The organism is Wolbachia endosymbiont (group A) of Anomoia purmunda (genome assembly GCF_947251545.1).
In the GTDB taxonomy this organism is placed as follows: domain Bacteria; phylum Pseudomonadota; class Alphaproteobacteria; order Rickettsiales; family Anaplasmataceae; genus Wolbachia.
This window is the reverse complement of record NZ_OX366362.1, coordinates 201,169-220,371: the sequence shown is the minus strand read 5'-3', so window position 1 is coordinate 220,371 and position 19,203 is coordinate 201,169. Positions and strand designations below refer to the sequence as shown.

21 protein-coding genes, 2 other RNA genes and 2 pseudogenes are annotated in these 19,203 nt (G+C 33.7%); 10 read left to right on the top strand and 15 right to left on the bottom strand.

Annotated features, from left to right (window positions below; translation table 11 throughout):
* Window positions 1–8: 8 nt before the first annotated feature.
* The gene (locus OPR57_RS01110; protein WP_265036826.1) at window positions 9–1,625 is read left to right on the top strand and encodes an N-acetylmuramoyl-L-alanine amidase; all 1,617 of its coding nucleotides are present in this window, start codon (window positions 9–11) and stop codon (window positions 1,623–1,625) included.
* Between the two features lie 19 nt (window positions 1,626–1,644).
* Here the strand turns inward: OPR57_RS01110 and OPR57_RS01105 are convergent, their stop codons facing one another.
* Window positions 1,645–1,896 (bottom strand): J domain-containing protein, encoded by a 252-nt coding sequence (locus OPR57_RS01105; RefSeq protein WP_264719019.1) that lies wholly within the window; start codon window positions 1,894–1,896, stop codon window positions 1,645–1,647.
* Between the two features lie 169 nt (window positions 1,897–2,065).
* Here OPR57_RS01105 and OPR57_RS01100 point away from each other — a divergent pair, with 169 nt between their 5' ends.
* On the top strand, window positions 2,066–2,638 hold the full coding sequence (locus OPR57_RS01100) for a NifU family protein (protein ID WP_265037480.1): 573 nt from the start codon (window positions 2,066–2,068) through the stop codon (window positions 2,636–2,638).
* Complete coding sequence (hisS, locus tag OPR57_RS01095; protein ID WP_265036825.1) at window positions 2,635–3,879, top strand: histidine--tRNA ligase; 1,245 nt, start codon at window positions 2,635–2,637, stop codon at window positions 3,877–3,879. Before OPR57_RS01100 ends, hisS begins: the two co-directional genes overlap by 4 nt.
* A 9-nt stretch (window positions 3,880–3,888) precedes the next feature.
* On the opposite strand, the pseudogene OPR57_RS01090 reads toward hisS, so the two are convergent.
* Window positions 3,889–4,179: pseudogene (locus tag OPR57_RS01090) on the bottom strand (IS4-like element ISWosp8 family transposase); the annotation flags it as partial.
* 16 nt (window positions 4,180–4,195) lie between these two features.
* Window positions 4,196–5,007, bottom strand: a pseudogene (locus OPR57_RS01085) (IS5 family transposase).
* Window positions 5,008–5,568: 561 nt separating this feature from the next.
* On the opposite strand from OPR57_RS01085, the gene truA reads away from it, so the two are divergent.
* Complete coding sequence (gene truA / locus OPR57_RS01080) at window positions 5,569–6,306, top strand: tRNA pseudouridine(38-40) synthase TruA (protein WP_265036824.1); 738 nt, start codon at window positions 5,569–5,571, stop codon at window positions 6,304–6,306.
* Between the two features lie 88 nt (window positions 6,307–6,394).
* On the opposite strand, the gene dnaN is transcribed toward truA, so the two are convergent.
* The 8 genes from dnaN to ffs all read right to left on the bottom strand — a co-directional run bounded on the left by dnaN (window position 6,395) and on the right by ffs (window position 12,749).
* Complete coding sequence (gene dnaN, locus OPR57_RS01075; RefSeq protein WP_265036823.1) at window positions 6,395–7,552, bottom strand: DNA polymerase III subunit beta; 1,158 nt, start codon at window positions 7,550–7,552, stop codon at window positions 6,395–6,397.
* Between the two features lie 123 nt (window positions 7,553–7,675).
* A complete protein-coding gene (locus OPR57_RS01070) occupies window positions 7,676–8,173 on the bottom strand; it encodes an invasion associated locus B family protein (RefSeq protein ID WP_320157500.1) in 498 nt (165 codons plus the stop codon).
* Window positions 8,166–9,059: an RNA polymerase factor sigma-32 gene (locus tag OPR57_RS01065; protein ID WP_265036821.1), complete on the bottom strand. Its 894-nt coding sequence runs from the start codon at window positions 9,057–9,059 to the stop codon at window positions 8,166–8,168. The genes OPR57_RS01070 and OPR57_RS01065 overlap by 8 nt, the downstream gene beginning before the upstream one ends.
* 138 nt (window positions 9,060–9,197) lie before the next feature.
* On the bottom strand, window positions 9,198–9,365 hold the full coding sequence (locus tag OPR57_RS01060) for a hypothetical protein (RefSeq protein ID WP_265036820.1): 168 nt from the start codon (window positions 9,363–9,365) through the stop codon (window positions 9,198–9,200).
* A 12-nt stretch (window positions 9,366–9,377) separates the two neighbouring features.
* Window positions 9,378–10,064 carry a P44/Msp2 family outer membrane protein gene (locus OPR57_RS01055; protein WP_265036819.1) on the bottom strand — a complete coding sequence of 229 codons (687 nt, stop codon included), beginning with the start codon at window positions 10,062–10,064 and terminating at the stop codon, window positions 9,378–9,380.
* Window positions 10,065–10,696: 632 nt separating this feature from the next.
* Window positions 10,697–11,011 carry a YbaB/EbfC family nucleoid-associated protein gene (locus OPR57_RS01050; RefSeq protein ID WP_320157507.1) on the bottom strand — a complete coding sequence of 105 codons (315 nt, stop codon included), beginning with the start codon at window positions 11,009–11,011 and terminating at the stop codon, window positions 10,697–10,699.
* A gap of 21 nt (window positions 11,012–11,032) precedes the next feature.
* Window positions 11,033–12,634: a DNA polymerase III subunit gamma/tau gene (gene dnaX, locus OPR57_RS01045; RefSeq protein WP_265036817.1), complete on the bottom strand. Its 1,602-nt coding sequence runs from the start codon at window positions 12,632–12,634 to the stop codon at window positions 11,033–11,035.
* A 15-nt stretch (window positions 12,635–12,649) separates the two neighbouring features.
* Window positions 12,650–12,749, bottom strand: an RNA gene (gene ffs, locus OPR57_RS01040) — signal recognition particle sRNA small type.
* 57 nt (window positions 12,750–12,806) lie between these two features.
* On the opposite strand from ffs, the gene OPR57_RS01035 reads away from it, so the two are divergent.
* Window positions 12,807–13,223 (top strand): hypothetical protein, encoded by a 417-nt coding sequence (locus tag OPR57_RS01035; RefSeq protein WP_265036816.1) that lies wholly within the window; start codon window positions 12,807–12,809, stop codon window positions 13,221–13,223.
* The gene (locus OPR57_RS01030; protein WP_265036814.1) at window positions 13,220–13,873 is read left to right on the top strand and encodes a glutathione S-transferase family protein; all 654 of its coding nucleotides are present in this window, start codon (window positions 13,220–13,222) and stop codon (window positions 13,871–13,873) included. Before OPR57_RS01035 ends, OPR57_RS01030 begins: the two co-directional genes overlap by 4 nt.
* A 1-nt stretch (window position 13,874) precedes the next feature.
* Here the strand turns inward: OPR57_RS01030 and OPR57_RS01025 are convergent, their stop codons facing one another.
* The gene (locus OPR57_RS01025; protein ID WP_265036812.1) at window positions 13,875–14,522 is read right to left on the bottom strand and encodes an O-methyltransferase; all 648 of its coding nucleotides are present in this window, start codon (window positions 14,520–14,522) and stop codon (window positions 13,875–13,877) included.
* A 258-nt stretch (window positions 14,523–14,780) separates the two neighbouring features.
* Between OPR57_RS01025 and OPR57_RS01020 the strand changes: the two genes are divergently transcribed.
* Complete coding sequence (locus OPR57_RS01020) at window positions 14,781–15,059, top strand: DUF2671 domain-containing protein (protein ID WP_006279425.1); 279 nt, start codon at window positions 14,781–14,783, stop codon at window positions 15,057–15,059.
* 29 nt (window positions 15,060–15,088) lie between these two features.
* On the opposite strand, the gene OPR57_RS01015 is transcribed toward OPR57_RS01020, so the two are convergent.
* The 3 genes from OPR57_RS01015 to ssrS all read right to left on the bottom strand — a co-directional run bounded on the left by OPR57_RS01015 (window position 15,089) and on the right by ssrS (window position 16,489).
* Entirely contained in the window at window positions 15,089–15,793 is a 705-nt protein-coding gene (locus OPR57_RS01015) for a DsbA family protein (RefSeq protein ID WP_265036810.1), read from the bottom strand.
* A gap of 54 nt (window positions 15,794–15,847) precedes the next feature.
* Window positions 15,848–16,309 (bottom strand): type II toxin-antitoxin system RatA family toxin, encoded by a 462-nt coding sequence (locus OPR57_RS01010; protein ID WP_265036808.1) that lies wholly within the window; start codon window positions 16,307–16,309, stop codon window positions 15,848–15,850.
* 19 nt (window positions 16,310–16,328) lie between these two features.
* Window positions 16,329–16,489, bottom strand: a non-coding RNA gene (gene ssrS / locus OPR57_RS01005) — 6S RNA.
* A 116-nt stretch (window positions 16,490–16,605) separates the two neighbouring features.
* On the opposite strand from ssrS, the gene OPR57_RS01000 reads away from it, so the two are divergent.
* From OPR57_RS01000 to OPR57_RS00990, 3 genes are all read left to right on the top strand, one after another.
* On the top strand, window positions 16,606–17,211 hold the full coding sequence (locus OPR57_RS01000) for an MlaC/ttg2D family ABC transporter substrate-binding protein (RefSeq protein ID WP_265036805.1): 606 nt from the start codon (window positions 16,606–16,608) through the stop codon (window positions 17,209–17,211).
* Window positions 17,186–18,487: a bifunctional folylpolyglutamate synthase/dihydrofolate synthase gene (locus tag OPR57_RS00995; protein ID WP_265036804.1), complete on the top strand. Its 1,302-nt coding sequence runs from the start codon at window positions 17,186–17,188 to the stop codon at window positions 18,485–18,487. Before OPR57_RS01000 ends, OPR57_RS00995 begins: the two co-directional genes overlap by 26 nt.
* A 490-nt stretch (window positions 18,488–18,977) precedes the next feature.
* Window positions 18,978–19,184: a hypothetical protein gene (locus OPR57_RS00990; protein ID WP_265036803.1), complete on the top strand. Its 207-nt coding sequence runs from the start codon at window positions 18,978–18,980 to the stop codon at window positions 19,182–19,184.
* Window positions 19,185–19,203: the final 19 nt, after the last annotated feature.

Below are 19,203 nucleotides of genomic sequence, written 5' to 3'. Positions count from 1 at the left end.
TATTTTTAATGCTTTATCTTTGGACATGTTACTATTACTGGACTAGTATGATTTTGTCTTGTAAATTTATTCAACAACACTACTCTAACTATATAATGAAAAGTTATCTACAAAGTGTTTATGAAGATGGTATGAAAATCCAACTATCTAAAATCAACAAATATTTATTAGTTTTACTGATTACTGTCTCAGCATTTCTCATATCTGGGCAAGTATCCAGTTCAAGCAGTATTGAGAATGATTTTCAAGATTTACAAGAAAAATTACCATTATTGAAAGATCAGGATTTGTTATTTTTAGATCCAGCTTCAGCTTTAAATTATGGTGATAGGGCCGGTGAAAAAGTGTTAATGGTTATAGTTCACCATACTGAAACATCAACATTAAAAGGTACAAAAAATACGCTGAATGCTAGAGGATTGTCAGTTCATTTTATTGTCGATAGGGATTGCAGCATCACCTTAATGGTTCCATTAGAGAAAGAAGCATGGCATGCTGGTATTAGTTATGCAAGAGTTAAGATAGATAGCAAGCTTGAAGAGCTACGGAAGCTTAACAACTATTCTGTAGGTATTGAAATTGTAAACACAGGACTTGAGCCTTTTCCGGAAGAGCAAATGAGGTCAGTTAAAGAGCTGATTTTATACCTTATGGAGCGTTTTAAAATTAAAAGGGATATGATATTTAGTCATTCTGAAATAGGAACTATAGTGCATGATCCAGAGCTTAGCTATACAATGCGTAAACCAGATCCACACAAATTGTTTGATTGGGAGTTATTAGAGAAAAATGGAATTGGATTGCACATAAGTGATAGAATAAACCCTAAAAATGCTAAACAGCAAATGAGCGAAATATTGTATAAAGCAGGTGATAGAAATGAAGGTATTTTGAAATTAAAGCAAAGGCTGAACAAATTTTTCTATAAGATACTACCCTGGAATGATAAGAAAGGTAATGTAATTTTTCCTGATAATAAGACTGATTACTCAGATGAGTTTGATGAGAACTTTGCATGGGTTATTTATCAGTTTTCAATACATAATTTACCAAGAGAAATTAGAAAAGATTTACTTCTGAAATTAGAACAAGCGGATATATTTCCTGAATTCTTTAGTAAATATAGTCATGGTATTTCTTCTAGCTATCTAACCTTTAGTGAAAAAATTAAATCGACTCTACAACCATGTTTAAGCAAAGTAGATTATGAGAATTTATTATCTTCTCTTGCACAATATGAGAATAACATTTCTCCTGATGCATCTACCACTTTAATGTACAAAATTAAGTTATACTATGATTCTTATTTGAGATATAGCATATGGTCTTCACTCTATAAACCATTTAAGCTTAATGTATTGGAAGAGTTAGACATTTTAAAGAGTGGAGTGTTATCTTTAAAATTACTAGATAGCTCTAAAGCTGCAGAAGTTTCCAGTTTAATTGATAGCTTTAAAGTAGATATTTCTTTAGAATTTCAGGATTTTGAAAAACAGTGGTTTCAAGAGTTTAAGAATGCTTGGAGACAAGAATTTATACCTTTCCTGGAAGAACAGATAACATGGACTGCGCTACATGAAGCAATATTGGAGTATTTAGAAAAAGCAAAGGAAGAAATTTGTTAAACGAAAACTTTTTTTAAGATCATTTTTTCAGCAGCCTATCACGTGCTGCGTTTAATTTTTGTGCAAAATATTCCGAGCCTCCTTTATCTGGATGAACTAACTTCATTAAATTTTGATATGCTTTATTGATTTCATTTTGACTTGCTTCAGGATTCAGCCCCAGTATCTTTAATGCTTCATCTTTGGATATGTTGTCACCAGTGTAATTTTCAGTATAACTTCTACTGCTATTAAATTCGTTCAAAAACTTACTCAATATAGAGTTCATCATGAAACTTATGTTATTTTTTTTTGTCAGGAAAAGAAAAAATACAACAACGCTAGGCAAAATAAATATAATTACTATGAATACTAAAAAAAGAAAAAAGATGAATGACATATATATTTTTTTATCATTTTATGATTAAATAGTAACAATTATAATTGTCATGGTAAATAACATGTTCATCCAGATTGAAGAAACACCAAATCCAAACACACTGAAATTTCTCCCTGGATTTGCAATTCTAAACGAAGGAGAAACGGCTGATTTTTCAAATGCAGATGAAATAAAACACTCCAAGTTAGCAGCAAATCTTTTTCAAATAGAACATGTGGTAAGAGTGTTTTTTGGTCATGATTTTATTTCAGTAACAAAATTAGGTGGAATTAATTGGGATACACTAAAAGTAGAAATTTTAACTACAATCATGGATCACTTTACTTCAGGTGGAAAAGCGCTAGATAAAGAAGGAGTGAGTGATAATAATATATCAGATGAGGAATTTTTCGATGAAAATGATATAGAAATTGTAAATAGAATAAAAGAATTGATGGAAAGTTATATCAAACCTGCAGTTGCTCAAGACGGTGGTGATATCAAATTTCGTGGCTATAAAGATGGAATAGTTTATGTTGAGTTGCAAGGAGCTTGCTCTGGATGCCCAAGTGCTGCAATTACCCTCAAGCAAGGAGTGCAGAATATGCTGAGCTACCATATACCAGAGGTTGCGGGTATAGAGACCACACTATGACTAATCAAACGGTTAGAGGAACAAAAGATCTCCTGTTTGATGAATGGTACAAGTTTAAATACATTGAGCAAACAGCAAACAGAATCTCAAGTTTATACGGCTTTTTGCCTGCTCAAACTCCGATATTTGAATACACGGAGGTTTTTACAAAAACCTTAGGTGATAGCTCAGATATCATCACTAAAGAAATGTATAGCTTCAATGATAAAGGGGGAAAGAGCATAACTTTGCGTCCTGAGTTCACTGCAGCGATTGTCAGGCTACTCATTGAAAAAAAACTGCAAACACCGATAAAATTATTCTCAACAGGACCTGCATTTCGCTATGAAAGACCGCAAAAGGGAAGACAAAGGCAATTTCATCAGATAAATTTTGAGGTTTTTGGCATAGAAGATCCAAAAGCTGATATTGAATTGATATCACTCGCTCAGCACTTACTAACTGAATTTGGCATCAATAAAAATGTAAAGCTGGAAATCAACTCTTTAGGTGATGGTGAAACAATAACTAAGTATAGAGAAGCTTTGATCTTATACTTTACAAAGTATCAAAATGATCTATCAGAAGATAGCAAAAATAGGTTGATCAAAAATCCACTCAGAATACTGGATTCCAAGGATGAGAAAGATAAATCAATAATTTCTGATGCGCCTAAAATCAGCAATTATTATACGAAAGGGTCCTCAGATTTCTTTGAACAAATACTAAATGGATTAACAATTCTTGATATACCTTATACCGTAAACAATAAACTAGTTCGAGGTTTGGATTATTATTGCCACATAGTGTTTGAGTTTGTTACAGAGGATTTAGGCGCACAAGGGGCAGTTTTTGCCGGTGGAAGATACGATAATTTAGTATCTTCAGTGGGTGGAAAACACACTCCAGCGATAGGATTTGCAGGAGGTATTGAACGCATAATGGAGTTAATCAATTATTCTCCGAAAGAAGAGCGACCTATTTACCTAATTCCAATCGGTAGAGAGGCTGAAGAATATGCCCTAACACTTGCGAATGAATTGCGCAGAAATGGTTTGTATGTGATCTATGAATATAGCGGAGCGCTTAAAACCCGAATGAAAAAAGCAAATCAAGCAAATGCTAAAGCTGCTTTAATTTTTGGCGATGAAGAATTGAGTAGTAAAACTTTAAAGATTAAAAACATGGATACAGGTGAAGAAAAAACAATTGCTCGCGATAACACAATAGAAGTATCCGTTCAGGCAATGGCGTCAACTTAAGAGCCTTCATTAGCAAACTCTCCTAAAGACATGATGGCGTTTGGGCTTATCTACCTTATTGCGGCTGTCCTGGTCGGATTTTAACTTTAGCGCGTATACTTAAAAAGGGCTTGAAAGTTTTTTGGCACAATAAGTACCTGATAGAGTTTTTGCCTCATTACACCAAATAAAACCGAAAAATTTAAACGATACTCAGTAATTTGATCTGGGCCCTTGTGCATCACACATATGAAGCGATAATATATTACACATAACTAAGTTCGCCCAAAATTCTTGTAATACAGCCTCTCCAGAAAAATTAGACTTCTTTCAAAATTCATGTAGGGAGCTCAAAATTGTGAATTGCAGCAATCAAATTAAACCTTAAACCAAAACGTTTTCGTCGGTTTCTATACCTGTCCGAGATGATTTTAAACCTTTTCAATTACGTTTTCAACAATTGCCCTTTGGCTCATAAGTGCCCTGTTCTCTTTTTTTTGTTCTTTGCTTAACGGATTCTTTTTCGTTTTCCTGTGCGGTAATACAACATTTTTGTGTATCTTCTGCATTCCCCTGTAGCCGGCATCAGCTAAGATTTTAGTTTGCGGCAATACTGCTACCTTTGATTCTCTAAACATCCGTGTTTTCTACCATTCGAGAAAGATGTGCATATGACTTTTCTACTCTTCTTCTCTGTTACTATTTGTGTTTTTATAGTATGCCTTTTTTTCTTTCCAGAGTAGAAGGGCTTTTGCTTTTTTTTGGTCTCTCTACTGGCGTTTCAGTTCCGTCTATTACTAAAACTTCATATTCTACATCACTCTTTAATAGCTCTTTTTTTCCTGGTAATGCAAAATCTGGATGTTTTATTAATATGTCTTCTACCCATCTTATTATTTTAAAACTGTTACTTTCACTCATGCCATAGCTTTGCCCAATATGAAAATATGTACGATATTCTCTTATATATTCCAGTGCCATAAGTAGCCTGTCTTCTATGCAAAGTTTACTTTTTCTTCCACTTCTAGCTTTTTTTCTTTTATCCTCCACTTCTAGAATTTCTACCATTCGCTCAAATGTTGCTTTTTTTACCCCTGTTAAACGTCGAAACTTTTCTCCTTCTAACTTTTCTATTTCCTTATATTTCATGCTTTCAAATACTTCATCTTACACTCCCTCTAACAATTTTGAAAGAAGTCTAATGTTTTGCCCCTATTAAGATTTATTGATTTAGTTGTAGTAGTTGAAATAGCGCAGTTACTCACCCCATAAATTTGGTGCTCTCTTTCAATCAAAGGTGTCTTGCTGCTTGAAATGTTTTCTTTGTAAAAATTTGGCTTATCTTTATATCAGCTCATTCAAACAGCATTAACATAACTTATGCCTTTTTTGGATGTAGAAATTTTCTAGGAATTGTCTTTTTGAATTCTATGGTATTTTGTTTAACATTGAAACAAGAGTCCAGTGTCAAGCACTGGAATGACACCATAGGGGCACTGCCATCATAAAGGAACCAGTGTCAGCTACTTTCATGACGCCATTCTTTTTTTCTGGATCCAAGTAGTCTGGGCACTGCCGTCATAAAGGAACCAGTGTCAGCTACTCGGATTCTTGGTCTCTTATATCACAATGTTCGTACAGTTGTAGGCTTGACCATAAATTATGTTAAGATAGAAAATGACTATTTTAGATAGAGCTTGATGTAATGCAGTGCGATACAAAATAACGGTAGAATATAATGGTAGTAATTTCTCTGGTTGGCAAAAACAGCAACACTCTGCTAACTCAATCCAGGAGAAGATAGAAAATGCTATATTTAATTTTAGTGGTGAGAAAGTTACTTTGTACTGTGGTGGCAGGACTGATGCAGGGGTTCATGCTTTAGGACAAGTTGCTCATTTTGATATGGAAAAGGAATTTGAGCTTTATAGAATAAGAAACGCAATAAATTATCATTTAAAATCAATTCCCATAGTCGTGCTTAATGCAGAAGTTGTAGATGATGCGTTTCACGCAGGATTTTCAGCAAAAAAAAGATATTACGAATACAGAATAGTTAATCGCTATGCTCCTGCCGCTCTGGAGAGGGGTTATGTATGGCAAGTGTTTAGCCCACTTGATGTAAATATTATGCGTGAAGCTGCTAAACATCTACTTGGAAAACGTGACCTTTCAAGTTTCCGTTCAAAAGATTGTCACGCCGCAAATCCGATAAGAACAATTGATGATATCGATATAATACAAAACGGGAATCATATACACATCAAAATATCTGCTATTTCCTTTTTACATAACCAAGTGAGAATTATTGTGGGTACTTTAGTTGAATTTGGAAAAAATAGAACCAATCCGCAAGAAATGCTAAATATATTAAACCAATGTAAAAGAAATGCCGCTGGAGTTACTGCACCACCTTTTGGCTTATATTTGGTAAAGATAGATTACTAATTTAATAAAAAGTAACGTTCTTAGTGAAATAAGTGCCATACCGCCACGGTATCTCCAGATTCCGCTAACAAGCAGCGAGATGACAAGTTTAAGTTCTCATTGGCATCACTACATATAATGCACTTGAATCGTCTTCATCAGTGATAATTGTAGCACTATTACCATCGGCTAAGCTAAACTTACATTTATTTTTTATGCAGGATAGAACATCAAGTAAATAACGCGAGTTGAACCCTATTTCTATAGGGGCTTCATTGTAGTCCACTTCTATGGATTCAGTTGCATCACTGTACTCTTGGGAGTTTGAATGCAGAGTTAGCAGCTTTTCTTGTAGTGAGAATTTAATGGATTTTACTTTATCAGATACAACAACGGAAACTCGATCTATAACATCTGAAAGTTTTTTACTTTCAATAATCATATGCTTATCTTGAGATGCTGGAATAACTGCTTTATAATTTGGAAAAGTCCCATCTATTAATTTTGATATTAGAATATATTCACCGCATGTAAACTTGATTTTTCTGTCTGAGAGTTTTACATTAATTTCATTACAATCGTCCAATATTTTTAACAGCTCCATAACAGTTTTACGTGGAATGATCACACCAAATTCGCCATTGATGTTCCCAGGCTTTGGCCTCTTTATACATGATAAACGATGGCCATCAGTTGCAACGCAGTACAGAAACTGTTCGTCTGTATGTAGATATATTCCATTTAAATTATACCTTGTATCATCTAGTGATACAGCAAATTTTGTTTTAGTTAATAAGTCTATCAGGTCCGTATTTAGTAGAATAAAATCATGTTTATAATTGTCTTCTTCAAGAGCAGGAAAACTGCTTGAAACTACATTCGGTAAAGAAAAGTTTGCATTTCCGCAAGACATCAATAATTTTCCTTGGTTATTTACTTCAAAATTGACATCCAAATCAGCGGGTAACTTCTTCACTATGTCATGTAAAGTATGCGCTGAAATTTTTACTTCTCCTTCTGTTAATACGGTTGCAGCAAGTGAGGCAAACATTGAAATGTCAAGATCAGTTGCCATTAATTTTATGCTGCTGTGTTGTGTTTTGATATTTATACACGCCAAAACATCTATTGCATTACGCCTTTCAACCACTCCACTTACTCTGGATAATGTATTTAAAAGACTTGTGCGGCTCACGCTAAAATGCATCTGCTCGCACACAGAATTTTGCTTTTTGATTTCTGTATCTACACCTGCAACCTCTGACATTGCTAACTCTCAAAAATATATTTTAAATGATATCCACATCCCATATAAAGTAAAGTGCTATTTATCGAAAGGGCAGTCTGTTTTATACTACAACTGGAAAATTACCTATTCTGTTACAATAATTTACTTTGTATGGCATAAATCATGCATTTTTTGATACGCTTTTTGAAACCCAAGTAGGGAATAAGTATCATCAATGGTCACTGTTTTTGTTTTCCCATTAACTACCATTGATAATCCCTGCTTCATTTTTAGAATGAGATCTTGATCTATTTTTGTATGCTCTGCCCATGCAAAACTTCCCTGTATTATAGGCAGTGTATATTTAATTTTTTTGTCAATATTGAGAGCTACAGGCTCCTTGTCATACTGAAAACCAGAGGTAACGCTTACCTCATCTGCTTTTTTATCAACATAACTGACCATTATATACGGCTTGCGGTTGGTTGTATAATGTTCGCTTTTTTTTTTAGGATAGGATACAATATAACATACTTTCTCTCCATCTTCCAATGCAGTATACACGAGCCAATCTTTATATTTTTCCTTCAATTGCACATCACTAACCGATGCAAAAGCGCCTATTGAAAAAAATATTAGAAATATAAAAAAACTACGCATGCAAACCAAATTTCAAACTTTCAGATTGTATATATCGGGTTACCTTAGCCATCGCCTGCTCAGCCAACTGCCTTATTCTTTCTCTTGAAACACAATATTTTTTACTAAGTTCATCCAGAGTTTGAATGTTTTCAGACAAATATCTACTGATAAAAATGTCTCTTGCCCTTTCGTTGAGGCTCGCTAGTGCATTGTTTAAAATTGTTTCTTTTAATTCTTTTTCTTCATGATTCTGATAGGTTACTTCTTGACTAACCAAGTTACATGGGATCATATCTTGCAACTCCCTTTTAGAGTCATCACCTATTTTTATGCAATCGTTTAGCGACTGATCCTTACAAGCCAAACGGTAATTCATTTGTACAACATCTCCTTCGGATACAGAAAGCTCATTAGATATTGCTTTTATTTCTTCATTATTTAAAGTTTCTCTGTTTGTATGCTGTAAAATTCTTTTTTTTATTTTACGTAAACTAAAAAACAATCTTCTTTGTGCTTGCGTTGTGCCTATTTTCACAAACGACCAAGATTTCAATATGAAGTCTTTTATTGAAGCTTCAATCCACCACACCGCATAAGTTGAAAAACGAAACCCTAAATCAGGATTAAACTTTTTCACTGCATGCATTAAACCCATATTCCCTTCCATGACCAGGTCCATCAACAATAGTCCATAATTTTTGAATTTCATTGCAATTTTCACTACCAAATTCAAATGGCTGGTAATCAATTTATGAGCAGAAGAAACATCCTTATATTGGTTCCAATTTTTTGCTAATCGTACCTCTTCCTCTTGAGACAGCATAGGAAATTTTTGCACCCTAGCAATATATTGCATAAGATTGGTTCTGCTATCGACACATAAGTTTGCCATTGAGGTCAACATAACAACTTAAATTAAAACTTCATGCATATAATATATTGATTTTCCAGCAAAAATTCAAGCTTTGATTTGAAAAAAGTACAAATTTTCCATCTAATTTCTTGGAGACAGTAGGCCGCAGTGTTAGCTAATTGGATAACATTATGTAACTTTAGATGATATTCTACCAATATAATGATGAACGTTATAGCTTAAACACATAGCAAATAGTGTTATTCCAGTGCCTTGACACTGGAATCCACATTTCTTTTTTCTAGATCCCAGTGTCATACTACTTGGATGACAAGAAAAAACCCACTGGGATAACAAGACTGAGATAGACTAGAAATTAAACGCTACTCCAGCTTCTGCACCAACAGTGCTGTAAAGAACTTTGATTGCGGCATCGTCTTTAGCTGCCTTATCAAAGTTAGCACCATAAGAACCGAAATAACGAGCTCCAGCATAAAGCTTGATTTCTGGAGTTACATCATAGCTAACACCAGCTTTTGCTTGATAAGCAAAACCGAATCCCCTTTGATCCTTAACTGCATCAACCTTTGAAGGATTGCTGATATATGCTGCACCAGCACCAACACCAACACCAACATACGGAGTAATAGGCATATCTTCAATTGCTATATCGTAATAAACGTTAACTAACCCTGAAAATGCTGTTAAACTGTCTGCAACAGTATCTGGGTTAAATGCTGCACCTGTAACATCATTTTTGTTTAGCTGTGAATAAAGCCCTTCAACATCAACCCTAATGTCGTCCATTTTGTAACCAAATGCGCCACCACCAGCTATAAAAGATGCTTTTAATGGAGTATGATTTTCGGTGCCTTTTTTATATTCAATACCATCAACTTTTGTGAAAAGAGGTAAAATTTCACCGTTGTATTGCAAACGAACGTAGTAGCTAGTTTCTTCATCACTTATTGGACCAACAGGATCTGAAAAAGCAGAGTTTGATAAACTTAGCAACGTTGCTAAAGCGGCTGCTGAAAAAAACTTTTTATAATGCATAATTGTCCTCGTAAAAAAATTAAAATTCCACTTTAGCAGTCTAAGTAACAACTAAAGTTAAGTCAAGTGCTAACTTAATAACACAAAGTATCCTACATTTTAACTAATTTTTAGGAGAAGACAAAGATTTTATTAATGAATAAATACGACTTTTTTACTCTTGATTTTTTGGTATAGCTAACATAGGTAAGATTTACTATCGAAAGACCTCGTCATTCCGCTACTTGTTAGCGGATGAGATACCGCGAATGAATCCATAACTGCACGAACATTGCAATTTGGGTCTACCAGGAGGGCAATGCCTCTTATTCAAGTACCCTCTTCTTGTCATCCCAGTGCTTGACACTGGAATCCAGGAATTTTATTAAGTTGGTAAGCATAAAAGTAGCCGTTTTATGTTAAAGCACAACGTTCTTGATGAGATTACGGCAAGGCTGGATTCCAGTGTCAAGCACTGGAATGACATCGTTTACTATGTGCCATATTGCAATGTTCGTACAGTTATGGAATGAATCGCGGTATGATGTAGGGCTGTGCTAGCTATAGGTGCATTATATAAAGAAATACTAGCGTTGAAAATATTAGAAAAAAATACTTACACTAAAAGAAACTTCAGTAGTATAGAAATAAATTCAAAAAGGAAGTTTAAATCCAGGTGGTAAACCGATCATACCTGCAAGATCAGAAGTTGCATTCGCAATATCTTCTTCTGCTTTTTTAACGGCATCATTAAACGCTGCTGTTACTAAATCCTCTACTATATCTTTTTCCTCATTTCTCATAAGTTCTAAGTCTATGTTCACCTTTTTAGCTTTATAGCTACCTATTTTTATGACTTCCACTAATACAGAAACTTTGCCGCCACCAGAAATACCTTGAAACTCTTTTCCAACATATTTTTCTTGAGCTTCTGCAAGCTTTTTTTGCATCTCTTGCGCTTGTTTCATTATTTGACTAAAATCCACAACTTACTCCTTATTTTCTATATTAACTACTTTTGCACCTTTAAACGTGTCAAGTATATCCTTGACCGCAGGTGCATAATTTAAATTACTCACTTCCCTGTTTATATAACCTGTATCAACTGCAATAACCCACTCTTGCTGAGTCACCTGGCTTAAGTAATTTTTTAAATCATTGCAAAAATTACTATCCAACTTAGATACAGCTTTTAATTTTAAATATCCAGGTTTACAATCTATTAATTGTAGATTATTACACAGTTGTTTGTAAAGATAAATTTGGTTACTCCGCCTTAATAGTTGCAAAATCTTATCAAAATCGTAATTTTGTTGTTTATTTTCCACATGGATCCCAGTGTCACGCACTGGGATGACAGAGTGGGGTTGTTGTTTACTTTCCACATATTTTTTTGGATCCGAGTAGTCAGCTACTTGTATGACAGAGGGGGAAGGTGCAACAGGTCTGCCCTGTCTATTTCCTTGCTCTGCATTCTGTGAAAGAACTTTTTTGATCACCTGTTCTGGAGAAGGTAGATCAGAGAGATAGCAAAGACTAATTAGCATCATTTCAGCAGCAACATCATTGCATGTCGAAGCTTTTACATCTTGAATACCTTTAAGGAGAACCCTCCACAATCTCGAAAAAAATATTAAAGATCTCTTTATACTTAAATCTTTTATCCTATTCTTTTCATGCTCTGTAACTGCATTATCAATTTCTTTTGTAATCAAAAAACGGCATACTAACTGAATTGTTTGCAATAGACCTTCAAAAATACTAAGTGGATTTGCTGTTTTTATCGCCTTGTCAAACACTGATAGAGCTTTCTGTAAATCACCATCTAATATTGCTCCTAATAGATCGAATATAATATCTTTATCCACTAGGCCAAGTATGTCTGTCACATTTTTAGTGGATATTGCACCATCTTTGCTATATAGAACTGCTTGATTCATCAGAAACAAGGCGTTACGCATTGAATTTCCAGAGTGTCGTGCAATTAATTCTAATGCTCCCTTTTCAATGAAATAACTCTCTTTTTGTGCAACATCATTTAAACGTTCCACTATTTTAGCTACAGGAATGTTGTGTAAATCAAATCTTTGACAACGTGCAATAATAGTTATTGGTATTTTTTTTATTTCCGTAGTTGCTAAAATGAACTTTACACTAGATGGTGGCTCTTCTAGGGTTTTAAGTAATGCGTTAAATGCACTGCTGGATAACATGTGTACTTCATCTATAATGTAGACTTTGAATTTAGAGCTTATAGGTGAATAGCAAATATCTCCCAGGATTACTTTAATATCGTCAATGCTAGTGTGACTTGCCGCATCGATTTCAATTACATCTGGATGGCTTGAATTTTTTATTGCTAGACAATTTTCACATGATCCGCAAGGTTCAAAAATTGGCCCCAGGGAACAATTCAAACATAAAGCTATTATCCTTGCAGTGGTGGTTTTACCAACTCCACTACTACCAGAGAGCAGTATAGATTGTGGGATTTTGTTTAAAATAAAAGCATTTTCTAATACACGCACTAATATATCTTGACCTACTAGATCTTTGAAGCTACTAGGACGATGTTTTAATGCTATATTCATAGCCTCGGATAAAACAAATAATGAAATAGGTATGCAACCCAAAAAGGTTCTGATATGGCTGCTTCATTTCTGGTCTGACCAAATTACAGAGTTTTTGCCTGCATACCTTATAAAATATTATACTTTTTTTTTTATTTAGCAAGGTATATCCTATATTAGTCTTATAATTTATATGTTAGACCTTTTGCAACATTACTTTGGAGTAAACAACTGTTACCTAAAATACTCTTCCCTTGTCATTCCAACTTGGATCCCACAACTGTACGAACGTTGTAGTTTGGGAGCAATTCCCACCAGTGGAGTGTCATCCCAGTGCCCAGACACTGGGATCCAGCTTCTATGCAACTTAATTAAAAACGTTTGTTTTAGCGTAAGACAACTACCTTTAGCTCATCAGCTCAGTTATAAGCAAAATTTCTGGATTCCAGTGTCAAGCACTGGAATGACACCATTTGCTGTGCAATTTACCTTCAAAAATGAATGTTCGTACAGCTATGCTTGGATCCAGAGAAAAAAGATGTGGATTTCAGTGTCACACACTGGAATAACAACCTATAGGTACTGGGATAACAAAAGAGGAACATTATGATCTTATATCATTTTCCTCTTTGTCCATTTTCACGAAAAGTTAGAGCTTTTCTAAAAGAAAAAAAATTAGGCTGTGATCTAGTGTATGAAAATCCGTGGGAAAAGCGGAATGAATTTATGGAGATCAACCCAACCGGGCAAGTACCAGTATTAATAGATAATAACTTTGTAATAGCGGATAGTAATGCCATTTGTGAATATATAGAAGAGACTTACAATAGCGACGTCAAATTACTTGGTTCATCCACTATTATTAAGTCTAAAATACGTGCTCTAATCAATTGGTTCGATAACAAATTTTACAATGAAGTTACTAAGTATATTATGAATGAAAAAGTAATTACTAACCGCAGCCCTGACTCTAGATTTCTTCATGCAGCTCAGCATAACCTGCCTTGCCATATGGAATACATCGAACACTTAATTAACAAGAACGTTTGGCTTGCAACTGATAAGTTCACTTTAGCTGATATTACTTTAGCATCGCATATTTCCGTAATGGATTATGTAAGTAGTTTTCCATGGGAAAAAAGTAAAATTTTAAAACAATGGTACTCCATTGTTAAATCAAAGCCTTGTTTTCGTGAGATATTATTAGGGAGGATTTCTGGTTTAATCCCTCCTAAACATTATGCTGACCTTGATTTTTAACTTATGTTAGCTTTAAAGCTACAGTCATTCCTTCATCAGTTGGAATCAATATAGAGAAATATTTTTTTTCATCTGATAATCTATTATTAAACTCCCTCATAGCATGCCATGATTTTTCTGATACTTCTTTTGGAGGCGATTCTAAAAATACTGTGTTAAACAGTAGAGTGTTGTCTGCAACGATTAGCCCACCTTGTTTAATGTATGACTCTGCCCAATCTAAATACTTAGGGTAACTACTTTTGTCAGCATCGATAAATATCATGTCAAATGGTGCTTTTGCTGATAATTCATTAATTTTTTCCAGTGCATCGCCTTCTATTAGAGTAATTTTATCACTTAGATTAAAAGCACTAAAATTTTTTTTTGCTATTCTTGAGTGTTGAGGATTATTTTCTATTGTATATATATGACCGTCTTCTAGTAGAGCTTTTGCCATGCAAATCGACGAATAACCGTATAACGTGCCAATCTCAACAATACTTTTGATTTTTTGGATTTTTATAAATAAACTTAATAGCTTTCCTTCTTCAGGGCCAATTTGCATATGTTGCTTTTTTTCAAGAATACAATATTCTTCTATTTTTTTATATTCTTTTGCAAATAGATTTCTTATATATGACAATTTTATACAAAAGTTGTTACGCATTACGTTTTATATTATAAATTAGGGAGACTTAATTCATACACAATTTATAAATATAATAATATAGTTTAAAATAATAAAAACATTTATTTTAAGTTATTATTTCATAGTATAAAATTTTAAGTGACAAAAATTATTATATATCGTACTATAGTTAACTAGTATAACAAACAGTCGATTATTATGCTAGAATTAAAGGGATTGTTTATGCGCATTTCTCTTTTTAAAATATAATTTTTATAATCAATTAGAGGGGGTTATATGTCTTATACTATTGCTGGTGAAGTTGAAACGTTAAACAAAAAATCTAACAAGAATGAAGGGGTTATGTTACTACATAATCCAGCTTATCGTGAAAAGTATAAAGAACGTTTTGATGAAGCTCAGAGAAAAGTTATGGATATGGTTCAGTTTTATGATGGGACAATAGTATTAATAGAGAATAAAATCGCTATGTATTACTACACTTGGCACAGTAAAAAAAGAGAGTTTGAGCGTAAAAAACAACAAACAGTAGTGAAAAACAATGACTCAGCATAGAGTCTTTTATATGGTAAGCTACAGTGGTATTACTTCACTATAGCTTTTCCATATAATTTATCTATCACATTAGTGAAGTATTTCAGCTCTTTATACCCTTCATGTTTAACTTTATTATGCTCTATATATGATTTATTATCGTTAAGCTTGATGAAAAATATTGGAGTGGCTGTGATACCAAGTGTATTAATTGCCAGTGATTTATCATTTACGATTTTATCCATTATTTTCTTATCATTAATGCATTGGTTAAATGCATCTTGCTTTAAGTTGCTTAGTGCAGCAATTCTTTGTAGTAAAGTCAAATCACTTAAATTGTAGTAATTCCTCGAATCTATTGAGTTAAAAACAGCTTTGTTAAAATTAAAGTAGTCTTCTTGTTTTTCGTAGCAATGACTTAGCATTGCAGCCTTTAGCCCTCTGTAATCCAAAGGAAAATGACGAAATATATATAACATCTTACCTGTGTCTATATATTTCTCTTTAATTTTAGGAAAAACATTCCTATGAAAAAGAGAGCAGTGATAACAAGTTAATGAAGCATATTCTATCATTAGAATTGGTGCTTTTGGATCTCCTAATAATTTATCATCAGGTAATGGCGATAATAGCTCATTTGATGTTATTTCATTGGGTTTTTTTTGAATGTATTGGTTATCGGATAAATCTTGCTTAACAACTGCATAAGAATTAACACTTATGAAAATTAATAAAAACAATAGTCTAAAAATCATTACAATATAAACACTTAACTTACTAAAAAAAATTATACATTTATATTAATAATGTCAAGATAACTTTTGTTTAGCAAGGCTTTCAGCCCTATCTTTAAATGCAGCAATTATTTTACTTTGTGTATACTTATATAATGAGTTTAATAAAGTGGAAAATGAGTTGGACTTAAACTTAAACTCTATATAAAACTTTACCATAGTTTTATTTTCATCTATGGGAATGAATTGCCATTCATTGTATAGATGTTTAAATATTCCATTTGATGATACAGCTTTTATCCAACCTTCATTTGTTCCACTTGGAGAAAGAGAAGTAACTTCTGATGTATATCTACCTTTAATTCCATGAAAAGCTGCGAGGAGATCCACAACCATTTGGTTGTTAATTTTTTCTTTTATATAAACGGCTTTGCACCAAGGAACAAAATCAGGATACCTTTCAACATCAATTACAATTTGGAATACTTCATTAGGCGAACATAGGAAAACACCCTGTTCTTTGTATTGATGAAGCATAAATGTTAAACCAATCAAAATAGGATCCGTATCTACCGTCAGCCTTAGTAGATTCCTGAGACTAAAGTTAAGGTGGGCATCGCGTATCAATTTCAACGAAATTAACAGAGGCAATTCCCTTGACTAGAAATTATCGCTCGGGAAATTTAACTTAACTCATAACGCATAGAACAGACCCTTAATTAATTGTAGATGATTTATACAAGGTGTGTCTATAGATATATTAAAGCTAGCGATTATTATTTAATCTTTATTAAACTTTGCATTCTAAGTATCATAGCTAATAAATATATCTTATGAACATTACTAAAGTTTTAACTATCATTGTTTTTATTGTAATTTCTTCAAGTGCTTACACTAATTGTACAGATCACAAAATTTTTGTGCATACTATGAAGCAACAAGTGGATGGTATATCTACAAAGGAGAATAAAAAAAACCGGGAATGTGTGCGAAAAAAGCTTCAGGAGGTCATTCAAAACAATGTTAACCTCAAAGGAATATCGCAATTCGTTATAGGAAAACATTGGGCTTTAGTTAAACAAAAAGAAAAAGAAGATTTTTTAAGAGAGTATGAAGTGTATCTTACGCATTTGTGCGTTAAAATTTTATATAAATACATGCATGATAGTGAAATGATCATAATGAGTACAAAAACAGTTGACGATGAAACTTGCTTAATTGGTACAAGATTTTCTTACGGTGATGAAGAATTTACAAATATTGATTTTAAAGTTACTAAAAATCACAGTTCTTTCTTGATAAGTGATGTTGTAATGAGTGGAATAAGTATTGCTATTAATCAACGTTCTCAATTTAGTGAGAAGATTGATACGCATGGTATAGCGAGCGTTATAGATGAATTAAAGTGCAATAATGATCTATATGCCTCATTGGCCTAAGCCACTTGGTAACAGGCCGAATGATTTTTCTCTTGATCCCATAAGAAGCTTTCTTAGTAAACTAGATAATCCCGAGAAAAAAGTGCCTCCCGTAATTCATATAGCTGGAACTAACGGGAAAGGCTCAACACTAGCATTTATAAGATATATAATGCAAGCAGCAGGGTATAAGGTCCATGCATACACTTCTCCACATTTGGTGAATTTTAATGAAAGAATAGTTATTGCAGGCAGTTATATCGATGATAATGAATTATATAGCTTGTTAGAAGAATGCCGTGCCGTAATTGCAGAACAACCTATCACTTTGTTTGAAGCTGCAACTATTGCAGCTTTTTTAGCTTTTTCTCGTCATAAAGCCGATATAACTTTAGTTGAAGTGGGTATGGGTGGAAGGCTTGATGCAACAAATGTTATAGATAGTCCGATTTTAACAATCATTACTTCCATTGCCCTTGATCATACAGAATATCTTGGCCCTACTGTAGAGACCATAGCAGGTGAAAAGACTGGAATAATGAAACCTAATGTTCCTTGCGTAATCGCACCACAAGAAAAATCTATAATGAACACACTAGAATTCCATGCAATAAATAAGAAATCTCCTCTGTATAGAGGAGGCCTTGAATGGAATTGTGAAAAACAAGGTAATAGGATGGTCTTTCAATCAGCTATTCAATCAATAGAATTTTCTTTGCCATCTTTAAAGGGTGATCATCAGGTGATTAATGCAGGCAATGCTATTGCAGCATGTAGCATTTTGAGTGGAAAATATGAACTTGATATTGGAGAAGAGGATATCACTTCAGGTTTACAGTGCACTTATTGGCCTGCACGGCTAGAGTCTATAAAAGAAGGTAATTTAATTTCCCTACTACCGAAAGATTGGCAATTATTTTTAGATGGTGCGCACAATAATGACGGTGCTAGAGTGCTATCTCAGTGGGTAAAAGATAATTTTGCTGAAGGTATTTATGTGGTTTTTGGTGTTACTCGTAACAGAAATGTGGAAGAGTTCTTAGAGCACTTAAAGCCATATATCAAGCTACTATGTGCGGTTTGTGTTAAGTCTGAACCTAAAGCAACAAATACAAATTTGATTAGGGAAAAAGCCAATAACATAGGAATAAAAGCAGTTGAATGTGAATCAATTGGCGATGCAATATCAAATTACATATTAAAAGCCTCTATCCAAAACGTCAAAACCATACTAATCTGTGGCTCATTATTTCTAGCGAGAGATTTGAGTATGGAGAATAATCAACCCACTCCATGAGCTGAGGCGTTAAAAGCACCATCAGAATCTACAGTACTGCTTGGCTTTTCGGTTAACATTCCTACAGGGTATCCGTTCAGCCAATGGCGTCAACTTAAGGAAAAATATAAGCGATAGTGTGTAAAATTTCTCTCTAAATTTTTTATCATTAAATTATCCAAAAAGTGCAATAAACAGCACTTTTGTTTCTATTTTATTGCAACAAAAAAGTTTAAAATGTGTCCTTTTTAGACGAGACGTGCAGAAAGGAAAAAATCTTATTCTACAAATTAAAAATACAATATACTCAAAAACTTTTCAGAAAATCCATAGGAGAGTTTGCTAATGGAGGCTCTTAAGTTGACGCCATTGGCTGAACGGATACGAAAATTCTTGCGACGAAAATAACTTACGGAGACGAGACTTTTACACTACTAAGGCTGTATAAGAATGATCAAGCTGTAAAGGATCTTTTAGAAGAAGCCAAAAAACAAAAGCTTTCAGAATTAGCATGGAAACAGCCATAAAGCAGCAAACACCATTTCCCACTTTTGTAATAGAAACTGCTACCGATATTGGAACTACTACAGATGAAGACGAAAGTAGTGAAAAAATCCTGAACCTGAATACAACAGCCATAAAAGATCAAAATACTACCCCTAAAGTTGAAAGATTTCGAGTACGAAATTTTAATGTTCCCAGAAGCTCGCCACGATGATCAAGTGGATAGTACGGTG